This window comes from Clostridium sp. AM42-4 (genome assembly GCF_003480105.1).
Lineage (GTDB): Bacteria > Bacillota > Clostridia > Lachnospirales > Lachnospiraceae > Brotaphodocola.
In genome coordinates this window covers 23486-35398 of the sequence record NZ_QUIK01000012.1, presented here as the reverse complement: position 1 = coordinate 35398, position 11913 = coordinate 23486, and the positions used below count along the sequence as shown (strand labels likewise).

Below are 11913 nucleotides of genomic sequence, written 5' to 3'. Positions count from 1 at the left end.
ACACGTTTTCGTTTTCTGTCCACGCATACAATCCTGCTGCCCCGCATGCATGTTTCATGCCTGCAATCCGGCCTGTTCCAGATTACAGGCGTTTTTTCTAGAACAGTCCGGTAATCACGCCGTTTTCATCGACATCGATGCCGTCTGCAGCCGGTTTTTTCGGAAGTCCCGGCATAGTCATGATCGCGCCGGTCAGAACAACCACAAAGCCTGCGCCTGCGGAAACATAAGCATCGCGCACATTGATGGTGAATCCAGCCGGGCGTCCCAGCCTGGTCTGGTCATCAGACAGGGAATACTGGGTCTTTGCCATGCAGACTGGAAGATTGCCAAAGCCCATCTCCTCGATGCGTGCCAGGGCCTTAGATGCTGCCGGAGCGTAGGAAACGCCGTCCGCACCGTAGATCTCGGTGGCAATAGTCTTGACCTTATCCTTTAAGCTCAGCTCATCCGGGTACAGGGCATGGTAATGGCTCTCCTTGTTTGCCAGAGTCTCCAGCACCTTGTTTGCCAGGGCTTCACCGCCCTCGCCGCCTTTTGCCCATACTTCAGAGAGGGCGAACTCACAGCCGCGTGCCTCGCAGAAATCACGGATGAATGCATACTCTGCCTCGGTATCGGTCACAAAGGAGTTTAAGGTTACTACAACCGGAACACCAAACTTCTGCAGGTTCTCGATGTGCTTCTCCAGGTTTACGATACCTTTCTTCAGCGCATCCAGATTCTCTGCCGCCAGTTCCGTCTTCGGCACACCGCCGTTGTACTTTAATGCACGCACGGTTGCCACCAGAACAACTGCATCCGGCTTTAAGTCTGCCTTGCGGCACTTGATGTCCATGAACTTCTCTGCACCCAGATCTGCGCCAAAGCCTGCCTCGGTTACCACGATATCCGCCAGCTTTAACGCGGTCTTGGTCGCACGCACGCTGTTGCAGCCATGTGCGATGTTTGCGAACGGTCCGCCGTGTACCAGGGCACCGGTATGCTCCAGGGTCTGGATCAGGTTCGGCTTGATGGCATCCTTTAACAGCGCTGCCATTGCTCCTACTGCATGCAGCTGTGCTGCAGTAACCGGCTCTCCGGCATAATTATATGCAACGATGATCTTGCCGAGACGCTCTTTCAAGTCGTTCATATCGTTTGCCAGGCAAAGGATTGCCATGATCTCAGAAGCAACCGTGATCACGAAATGATCTTCACGCACAACACCATCTGCCTTTGCGCCAAGGCCTACCACAACATTGCGGAGTACACGGTCGTTCATATCCAGACAGCGTTTCCAGAGGATCTGTCTGGTATCGATCTGAAGGGCATTGCCCTGCTGGATATGGTTGTCTAACAGTGCTGCCAGTAAGTTATTCGCGGATGTGATCGCATGGAAGTCTCCGGTGAAGTGAAGGTTTAAATCCTCCATCGGAACAACCTGGGCAAAACCGCCGCCTGCTGCTCCGCCCTTAATGCCAAAGCACGGTCCAAGGGACGGCTCACGCAAGGCGATCATGGTCTTCTTGCCAAGTCTTGTAAGGGCATCTGCCAGACCGATGCTGGTTGTGGTCTTGCCCTCGCCTGCCGGAGTCGGGTTGATCGCAGTGACCAGAACCAGCTTTCCGTCCGGACGGTCCTTCACCTGCTGCCACAGCTCATCGGTGATCTTTGCCTTGTACTTGCCGTACAGTTCCAGATCATCCTCAACGATTCCATAGCTCTCTGCAACCTCTTTGATTGGAAGCTTTACCGCCTCCTGCGCGATTTCAATATCTGTCTTCATATCCAGTATCCTCCCTTTCTTTTTCCTGTGGTCTGAATGAAACTGTCCGCTGGTGATCTCCTGTCTGCGCACAATGCGCCCGGCAGCCTGTACCGTTTCATCCTGGGTTAAATGATCTGGTCAAATTCTTCCATAGTCATAAGGACCTTGCGGGGCTTTGTTCCCTCTTCCTCGCCGACCACACCGGCCTCCGCCAGCTGGTCCATGATCCTTGCGGCACGGTTGAATCCGATCTTGAACATACGCTGCAGCATACCAATGGATGCCTTTTCTTTTTCTATTATGAAACGGCCGGCCTGCTCAAAGTACTCGTCCCGGCTGTTAGACGGGCCGGAGCTTGTCGCAGAAGGAGCCGCGTTCATACTGTTTTCTACTTCCGGACTGTACTGGGCTGTCAATCCCTGCTCGGTTAAGAAGTCCACTACCTGCTGGACCTCCGAGTCGGAGACAAAGGCGCCCTGCACACGCTGGGGTTTCGGGAACCCCGCCGGATAAAAGAGCATATCGCCCTTTCCGAGAAGTTTCTCCGCACCGTTCATATCGATGATGGTACGGGAATCCACGCCGGAAGAAACAGAAAATGCGATTCTTGACGGTACGTTTGCCTTGATCAGTCCGGTAATGACATTGACCGACGGTCTCTGGGTCGCGATGACCAGATGAATGCCTGCCGCACGCGCCAGCTGGGCCAGACGGCAGATTGCATCCTCCACCTCGCCCGGAGCCACCATCATCAGATCCGCAAGCTCGTCCACGATAATGACGATCTGCGGCATCTTCTTCGGCTTGTCTGCGTCATCAATATCCTGAATCGTCTCAATCTTTGCATTGTAGCCTTTTAAGTCACGCACACCGTATTTCGCGAATTTCTTGTAGCGGTCTGTCATCTCGGCTACTGCCCAGTTCAAGGCACCGGATGCTTTCTTCGGATCGGTCACAACCGGAATCAGCAGATGCGGAATGCCGTTATATACGCTCAGCTCCACGACCTTCGGATCCACCATGATGAGCTTGACATCCTCCGGGTCAGCCTTGTAGATGATGCTCATGATAATCGTGTTGATGCAGACCGACTTACCGGATCCGGTCGCGCCCGCGATCAGAAGATGCGGCATCTTGGCGATATCGGTTACCACGACCTGACCGCCGATATCCTTTCCGACTGCGAAAGCCAGTCTGGACGGATGCTTCTGGAACGTATCGGACTCCAGAAGATCGCGCAAGAATACGGATGTCTTCTCTTTATTCGGCACCTCAATACCCACTGCAGACTTGCCCGGGATTGGTGCCTCAATACGGATATCCTCTGCCGCCAGGCTCAGCTTAATGTCATCGGCAAGTCCGACGATCTTGCTGACCTTTACGCCCTGCTCCGGGTGCAGCTCATATCGGGTGACGGAAGGTCCGCAGCTGATATTGGTCACGGTAACGCCAACGCCAAAGTTGCGCAGCGTCTGCTGCAGCTTCACTGCAGTTTCCCGGTATTCCTGCTCCGAGTAACCGCCAGGATTCCGGCTGCCACGCTTTAACAGGCTAAGCGGCGGATAAATGTATGGTTTTTTCGGCTGTTCTTCCTTTTCCTGGATCTTCTGCTGTAGTGCAGCTTCGCTGTCGGCCTGCTCGGCCTCGCGTTTTGCTGCCTCCGCCTTTTTTGTGGATTCCAGTTTCTTCTGAATGGCCTCCGTATCGGTCTCGATGACCTTGCCTCCCGCAGTGACCACATGTTTGCTTTCCTCCGGAATCGCAAAGTCGGTGTTCTGCTCCGTTTTTACCGTGTAAGCCACATCCGGCTCCGGGAGGTACTCCTCCGGGTCAGGCTCCGGCATGTACGGAGATGGCTCCCGCATCCGCTGCACTGGCTCCGGCTGTGGTTCCTGCACGGTCTCCCACATCTGCTGCGCTGATTCTGTCTGCAATTCCTGCCCGGTTCCCTGTGCCGGTTTCTGCACCCGGTTCAGCGTCGCATTTTCTGCGGAAGCTGCCTGGACTGCTTTCGTCTGCTCCTGCTGCATCTTCTGTCCGTTCCGCATTTCAGCTTGCTGCTGCGCATAAGGATCTGCTGTATACGAATTTTCTGTGTATGGATTCTCTGTATATGTATCCGGCTCATCCCACGGAGCCACATCCTCGTAAGTATCCGCTTTCTCTGCCCGGTCCGTTTTCACTGGCCCGTCAAGCTTTCTTGCACCGCCGGTGAAAACCTCCCCGGCTTCTTCAAAGCGCCCAAAGCCAGACTCGGTCAGTTTTCTGGCTGCAGCCTCCAGATCGTAATCATCCTCCGGCTCCGGCGGTACCACTTCCCCGGCCGGAAGATTGGTTGAATAAGCAGGAACATCCGGCTTTTCATCCCGGTATTCATCCGGCATGGAAATACTTCCGGTAAACACGTCTGCCTGGTCCGGTGTCTGCCGCTTCGGACGCGGACGGCTTGCAGCATGCTCTGCCCTTCCACGGGTGCCATAACTTTCACCATAGCTGCCGCTATCGCTGTCACCATAATCATAGCTGTCATCGTAATGTTCCGCATGACCGTCAGCATAGTTGTCATGATAGCCGCTGTCATGATTGTCGGCACTGCCATCATCATAGCCGTTATCATAATCATCCTCGTAACGCTCGCCGTAATCTGCTTCTGGATCTTCCTCCAGGTACTCGTCTTCTTTCGCCGGCAGATACGTGGAACCAAGATTCACGCCGCGCACCCGCTGTTCTTCACGAAGTTTCCTGCGCTCTTCCTGGCGCTCCGCATGGATTTCCCGGCGGCGCTCCATGTCCTCCCTGGCATACTGATAAGCAGCATCACTGTGATGCTTCACCGCCTTCACAAACGAACGCCCGGTGATGCACACCATACACAGGATCATGCCAACTGCCAGAATCAGAAATGCACCAATGCTTCCAAGCACAGAACGGAGTACACCAAACAAAAGTCCTCCGGCCAGTCCTCCACCCATGCCGGATGCCGCAGACAGACGGTAATATTCCAATATTCCCTTTCCTGCCTCTGGCTGCTGTCCAAAAATCATCTGCGAAAAACCGCAGAGCAGAAAAAACGCTGCTGCCGAAGCAGCATTCTTGTGCAAAGCCACACGGTTTCCGCGGTTTGCCTGGTAAAAACAGGTTCCTACGAACAGCACCAGCGGGGCAATGTAGCCAGGTAAGCCAAACAGCCCAAGCTGGATGCTTCGCAAAAAATCACCCGCAAAGCCGCAAAGATGGAAATTGCTCAAAAATAAAAGCACTGCCGCCGCGAAAGACCCAAGAACGATCACCTCTGCGCGTACCAGGCCTTCCTCCTCTGGCAGCGGCTCCGGTTCCTGGACCTGTCTCGCTCTTCCAGCTTTTTTTCTGCTGTTTGCCGCGTTTTTCGCCCCGGTTCCTGCTGATTTCCGGCTGCCTGTTGTTCTTGCTGTTTTATCTGAATTTACTTTGTTTTGTTGTTTCTTCGCTGCCACAAAAATCCAGCCTCCTCTTTCCCAATGTTCTTAGTATACAAAAAATTATCAGGAAATGCAAGACGCCCATCCTTCTTCAATTTTCCGGTACAGATACCCAAGTGCCTCCCGGATCCCCCCGACCTCATCGATGAGTCCGGCTTTTACGGTTTCACTTCCTACCAGCACCGTTCCCAGGTCCCGGGTCAGCATTTCCGTATTCAGCATCAGCTGCTTCACCTGGTCATACGCGATCTGCGCATGGTCGCTGACAAAGGTCAGGATCCGGTCCTGGATCATTTCAAAATACTCGTAAGTCTGTGATGCTCCGATCACCGTTCCGCTCATGCGCACCGGATGCACCATCATCGTCCCGGTCGGGACAATAAAAGAGTGATCGGTCGAAACTGCAAGTGGTACCCCGATGGAATGGCTGCCGCCCAACACCAAAGAAACGGTTGGCATGGAAAGGGACGCGATCATCTCTGCAATGGCAAGCCCTGCATCCACATCCCCACCGGACGTATTCAGAAGAACCAACAAGCCTTCCACACTGTCATCATCCTCCAGCTCGGCAAGCCTGGGCAGAATCTGATCGTATTTTGTAACCTTCGTATTTCCGGACAGATTTTCGTGCCCCTCTACTTCCCCGATGATGGAAAGCAGATGGATTTTATGTTTGCCATTTCCACCATCCAGCGTAGCCTGCGCATAGTCCAGACCAAACGCTTCATTTCCGCCGTTCTGGACCCGCTCGTCTCCATTTTGCATTCGTTCCATTCCATTCACCGGCACATCTGTTTTTTCCCTTTTCCTGGCATTTTCTTCGTTCATGCTATTGACTTCAGATATTTGTTTTCCACCATCTTCCGCATTCCACTTTTCTGTCTGTTTGTTTCTATTTTTCATTTTCCGTTTACCCATCTGTGATTTCATTCCTTTCTGCCTGCAGGCATTGACAAAATTCTTTTACACACCAACTGTGCTTGGAATTTTCCATACTGAACATCCTTGCTACAAATCATCATCATAATCCAATATTCCCCATAACTTAGGAAGTATTCGCATTTTTACTGGAAATACGCTATACTAAACACAGTTCTGGCATTCCTGTTTCCATATTCAGATTTCACAGACTGCCGGAAAACTTGACATTTCGAAACGTATTCAAAATAAAACACGGAGGACTTCTTATTATGTCAGATTATACCGTCAGCAGAATATCTCCCACCGATAAACGCGCTGTGCGCCAGATGGACGCCCTATTGGAAAAAGAAGGAATCGAGCGGGACAAAAATCTCGATTACAGCATCGGTCTGTTCGACGATGACTACAACCTGGTTGCAACCGGTTCCTGCTTTGCCAACACACTGCGCTGCATGGCTGTCTCCTCGGAACATCAGGGCGAAGGTCTGATGAACCAGGTGATCTCGCATCTGATCGAGTACCAGTACAGCCGCGGCAACACCAGTCTCTTCTTATATACTAAATGTAATACTGCCCGCTTTTTTGGTGATCTTGGATTTTACGAAATCGCACGGGTCGAAGGAAAAGTTGTCTTTATGGAAAACCGCCGGACCGGCTTTGCTGATTATCTGAAACGATTGCAGAGTGAAACAGACGCTTTCTTGGCAAACCAGAGCAAACCAGTTGCATTGACGCAAACAGATTGTCATGAAACTTTCCGCGATAGAAACGACACAGATGCCTCGACGACATCCGGCGCACAAAGAATCGGTGCCGTTATCATGAACGCAAATCCATTCACACTCGGTCACCGTTACCTAATCGAGCAGGCGGCTGTTTCGGTAGACCTGCTCCATGTATTTGTTGTCTCAGAGGATGCTTCCCTGGTTCCATTCTCCGTCCGCAGACAGCTGGTTGCAGACGGCTGCGCAGACCTTTCCAATGTGATCTGCCACGAGACCGGTCCTTACATGATCTCCAATGCGACCTTCCCGTCCTACTTTTTAAAGGACTCCGACACGGTCATCCGCTCTCATGCCAAGCTCGATATCCAGGTGTTTTTGCGCATTGCCAATGCTCTTTCCATCACAGACCGTTTTGTCGGGGAAGAACCCTTCAGCCAGGTAACCGGCATCTACAACCAGGTCATGGCTGAGGAGCTGTCCGCCGCCGGCCTAACCTGCAATATCATTCCAAGAAAAGCCGACGCAGATGGTGCCATCAGCGCGTCCGACGTGCGCTGTCTGATCAAAGACGGGGATTTTGAGGCATTAAAAAAGAAGGTGCCAGCATGCACCTTCCAATATTTCACCTCCGCAGCCGCCGAGCCTGTCATTCAGAAGATCCGGGCAGCCGCAGAGGTACGGCATTACTAATAGAAGAAATCCTGCATCTCTGATACGCACTGTGCGATATTGCTGTTTTACATCAGGGGAGCAAACAGCCGCAACACCTTTCCCGCGATTTTCTTCGGGATTGGATAATTTTTGCAGTCCTGCTGTGTGATCTCCTGGCACTGTTTTAAGGTTGCCTGGAAATCTGCCTCTGCCTGCTGCACGGCCGGATTCCGGTACAGATAAACTGCACATTCAAAATGCAGGTGCAGGCTCCGGTAGTCCATATTGATAGAACCAACCACTGCCTTGGTGTCATCGCTAGTAAATACCTTTGCATGGACAAAGCCCGGTGTATACTCATAAATCTTTACACCTGCCTGCAAAAGCTCCGCGTAGTAGGAACGCGCCAGCAGGTACGCATAAATCTTATCCGGGATGTGCGGCATGATGATGATCGTCTCAATGCCGCGCTTCGCCGCAAAGGTCAGCGACGTGATCATATCACTGTCCAGGATCAAGTAGGGCGTCATCATATGCACATAGTAACGGGATTCATTTAAAATATCCATGTAAACGTGCTGTCCCACCAGCTCATTATCCAGCGGACTGTCCCCGTACGGCATCGCAAAGCCCGAGCGGTCCAGTCCTGCCGGGTACTGGTAATCTGGCTTGCACAGATATCTGGCATAATCATCCGCCTGGTGTTCCGTAATGTTCCACATCTGCAAAAACATCATCAGAAATCCGGTCACGGCATCGCCCTTTAACATGATCGCCGTATCCTTCCAGTGTCCAAAACGGACCTTCCGGTTGATATATTCGTCTGCCAGATTGATCCCTCCGGTGAATGCAGTATGTCCGTCGATCACCGTGATCTTTCTGTGGTCCCGGTTATTCTGTGCGGAAGAAAGGACCGGGCGCACCGGGGAGAACATCTTGCAGCGGATCCCATACTGCTCCAGCTGCTTCGGATACCCGTACGGTACTAAGGTCAGGCTGCACATCCCATCGTACATAAAGCGGACTTCCACACCGGATGCCGCCTTTTCTTTTAATATCTCCAGGATAGTGTTCCACATTTCTCCTTTTTCCACGATGAAATACTCCATGAAAATGTAGCGCTCTGCTTTTTTCAGTTCTTCCAGAAGCACCGGATACATATCATCGCCCAATGGAAAATACTGTGCACTGGTGTTTTCCCAGATCGGATACCCGCCATATTCGTTCATATAATAAGCCAGCCGCGCTGTTCCGCGGCTTTCCCGGTACAGACGCTCCATAACCTGTTGCTGCTGTTTTAAAAATGGTTTTGTTTCTTCGATATTTGCTTTCAGTCTCCGGTCGATCATTCTGGTTCCCGGCTGTGCCTCCACAAAGAGATAAAACAAAGCACCGAATACCGGAAATACCAGAACCGGGATGATCCAGGAAAGCTGGTAAGATGGATTCTGGTTTTTATTGATGATGTAGATCACAACAACTGCGCTTAAGCCTACAAAACCACCGTACAAGTAAAACACATGCTCACTCAGCCACTGAAAGCTGTAAAGCAGCGTAATAAACTGGATCAGAAGCGCTGTGATCACAAACGTGGTACGGCCAAAAATGACACGTAAAAAGCGTCCCCATGTCTTCTTTTTGGGCTTATGCAGCTCCCACTCTTCCTGAATATTCATCGTTTTATCGTCTCCTGTCTCTTTCTTGCTGTCCCAAGATGAATCTTGTCGCGTCCCACCTGCTGGACGGTGATCACTTCTCCCGTCTTCACTGGAACTCCCTTCGTAATCAGCCTTGTTTTCGAGTAATACTGGGTATCCACGGCTTTTCCATTTACACAGATTTTAGACCAGCTGTTAAATGGCCCGCCAAATATGATGACCTGATCCGTATTATGGACCGTTGTCCCCTGAATGACCGGGGTGACGCCAAATTCCAGTTTTGTTGCCTGATAGGGCGATTCCCCTCCATACACCTCGTGATCGCCATAAAGAATATCATACTGTAAAATCTGCATGGCATCCAGATATTCCTGCGTATCCGTATCATGCTGGTCTAAATGACGCTGGTGGAAACGGATCATGGTCCCCTCATGGATATCCAGCATGTTTAAGACGTGGGCAGCAAGCTGGTAAGCTTCCACATCCCGTTTTACCACAGGAAGATTCACATTATTCCAGACAACATACTTGGTCTGGAAAAGTGAGCCATTCTCCATCTCCTCTGCCGTCCACTCAAACCCCGGCAAATGATCACCGTACATCACAAGAACGGTCGGCTCCATGCGTGTATTCAGCATATTGATCAGCTGCCCGATAAACTCATCCATCTCATGGATCTGCTCGCAGTAATATTCAAACGAAGGATACTTGCCATGTCCCTGCACGGAGATCGTGTATACAAAATCACTTCCCATGGTAGAATCCAGCACCTTTTCAATCTCCCCGACCAGGATCTTATCTTTGCACCAGCCGGTCGGATTCCGCTCAATATCATACATATACTCGATCGGCGTAAAGGTATCAAAGCCAAGCTGGGAGAAGACCTTGTGGCGGTCATAAAACGTTGCTTCATTATTATGCACCGCATGTGCCTTATAACCCAAATTCTTCATATCAAATGCCATGCTCTCACACGATGTCTTCTGGAGAATCGTCTTATACGGGTACTCACCCGGTCCGAAGAAATCCAGATTCATGGCACTGATGCACTCAAACTCCGTATTTGCTGTTCCGGCGCCTACCGAAGGAACACTCAAATAACCAGATGGGAAATTCCGCTCCAGGAAATGGAACATCGGGATGGGATCTCCCTGTACCGGATTGTTCTTCCACAAAAGCGGATCAAAAAAGGATTCCAGCTGCAACATAATGATATTCGGGTAGCGGCCTTCTATGTTTTTTGCATCTTCGGTCTGAGTCTGCTCTTCGCTTTCCAGTTTCTCCACAGCCGCCTGGTCATAGCTTTGCGGTTTCTCAATTCCGGTATTCAGAAGTGAATTGGAAAAACAATAGGCAAATCCATAATCCTTATAAGCCTGTCCGATATTTCCAAAATGAAGCGCCACTGCGCCTGTCGCAATGGAGAAATTTAAAACCCCCCAGATCACCAGCATGGAAACCGCCGATACACAGACAGATTCTGTCAGATTCACCTTTCCCGGATCCAGCGGCGCTTTTTTCCAGAGCACTGCACAAAATAAAATCGCGGCCACTGCAGCCACTGCTATCAGCACAATCTGCCACCAGGTCAGATACGTTGTCAGAAGTGTGGCTGCATACTTTACCAGGCGAAGGTCCGCTGCCGTAAACGGTGTAGTCCGGAATACCAGAAGAACACTGTTGGCAATCGCCATCGTCAGGCCAGTCACCACAAGCACAACCGCCAGAAACACCTTCCGCCTGGTAAAGAAAACCAGCAAAAACGGCGTCAGAAACAACAGACTGTTCAGCAAAAATACCAGCGGTGTATGCAAGGCAAATCCAATTCCACCGATCAGCGATTTCCGGTTCAATATTTCTGTTACTACGTTCAGTAAAATTGCCGTTGCAACCAAAATTCCCAGTATTTTCCACAGACGTTTCATAGCTTTATCTTCCGTTCCTTTCTATATCTGTCCTGTATCTATAACCGTACTTTTCATTTTAGCATACTCTGCGAGAAATCTACATAGTATTTTTTTATAAACGAGCAGGCAGAAGCAATTGAATTTTTTTGTGTTTTCTCCTATAATGAAGCGTATGTGGCTTTTTACGGTCATGCAACAGTCCTGTTACAGTTCACGCATCGCGCAAGCGCGATCACAATTGGCCGCAGAATTGTCACAAATTCATACAATTTTATACAGAAAAGTGAGGATATGTTATGACTGATACTCTGGTACAGGGTCTGGCTTCACTTCTCGGAGGAAAAGTATCCGGGGAAGCCATCATCTTTATCATCTCCATGATCCCGATCCTGGAACTGCGTGGCGGACTGCTTGCTGCATCTCCCGCTCTTTTGAATGTTCCGATCTTAAAGGCAATTCCAATCTGCATCATTGGAAACCTGCTTCCAATCCCGTTCATCCTTCTTCTCATCGAAAAGGTTTTAAACGGTATGGAGCGTGTACCGGGCTTAAGCAAAGTAGCAATCTGGGTTCGCCAGAAAGCTGACAAAAATAAAAGCCAGATTGAGAAATTCGGTTTCTGGGGTCTGGTTCTCTTTGTAGGAATCCCACTCCCCGGCACCGGCGCCTGGACCGGCTCCCTGGTCGCAGCCCTGCTCCACATGAAATTTGGCAAAGCCATTGGCGCGATTCTTTGCGGAATCGTCATGGCCACCGTGATCATGTCCCTTTTATCCTACGGACTGCTTGGCGCACTCTTCGCCTAAAGATACCGTTGCTGGAAACGCAGGGGCGGAGCATTTT

General features: G+C 50.8%; 7 protein-coding genes. 2 read left to right on the top strand and 5 right to left on the bottom strand.

Going from position 1 to position 11913, the window contains the following annotated elements:
* Positions 1 to 97: 97 nt before the first annotated feature.
* The 3 genes from DW922_RS10765 to DW922_RS10755 form a co-directional block, all read right to left on the bottom strand.
* Positions 98 to 1768 (bottom strand): formate--tetrahydrofolate ligase, encoded by a 1671-nt coding sequence (locus DW922_RS10765; protein WP_118726534.1) that lies wholly within the window; start codon positions 1766 to 1768, stop codon positions 98 to 100.
* Between the two features lie 107 nt (positions 1769 to 1875).
* Complete coding sequence (locus DW922_RS10760; protein ID WP_347560306.1) at positions 1876 to 5223, bottom strand: DNA translocase FtsK; 3348 nt, start codon at positions 5221 to 5223, stop codon at positions 1876 to 1878.
* 48 nt (positions 5224 to 5271) lie between these two features.
* Positions 5272 to 6138, bottom strand: a complete 867-nt coding sequence (locus DW922_RS10755) for an ATP-dependent Clp protease proteolytic subunit (protein WP_347560305.1) — start codon at positions 6136 to 6138, stop codon at positions 5272 to 5274.
* Between the two features lie 260 nt (positions 6139 to 6398).
* On the opposite strand from DW922_RS10755, the gene DW922_RS10750 reads away from it, so the two are divergent.
* Positions 6399 to 7544 (top strand): adenylyltransferase/cytidyltransferase family protein, encoded by a 1146-nt coding sequence (locus tag DW922_RS10750; protein ID WP_118726532.1) that lies wholly within the window; start codon positions 6399 to 6401, stop codon positions 7542 to 7544.
* 47 nt (positions 7545 to 7591) lie between these two features.
* Here the strand turns inward: DW922_RS10750 and cls are convergent, their stop codons facing one another.
* A complete protein-coding gene (cls, locus tag DW922_RS10745) occupies positions 7592 to 9181 on the bottom strand; it encodes a cardiolipin synthase (RefSeq protein ID WP_118726531.1) in 1590 nt (529 codons plus the stop codon).
* The gene (locus DW922_RS10740) at positions 9178 to 11088 is read right to left on the bottom strand and encodes an alkaline phosphatase family protein (protein WP_118726530.1); all 1911 of its coding nucleotides are present in this window, start codon (positions 11086 to 11088) and stop codon (positions 9178 to 9180) included. Before DW922_RS10740 ends, cls begins: the two co-directional genes overlap by 4 nt.
* A gap of 278 nt (positions 11089 to 11366) precedes the next feature.
* Here DW922_RS10740 and DW922_RS10735 point away from each other — a divergent pair, with 278 nt between their 5' ends.
* On the top strand, positions 11367 to 11876 hold the full coding sequence (locus DW922_RS10735) for a small multi-drug export protein (protein ID WP_118720562.1): 510 nt from the start codon (positions 11367 to 11369) through the stop codon (positions 11874 to 11876).
* The last annotated feature ends 37 nt before the right edge of the window (positions 11877 to 11913 follow it).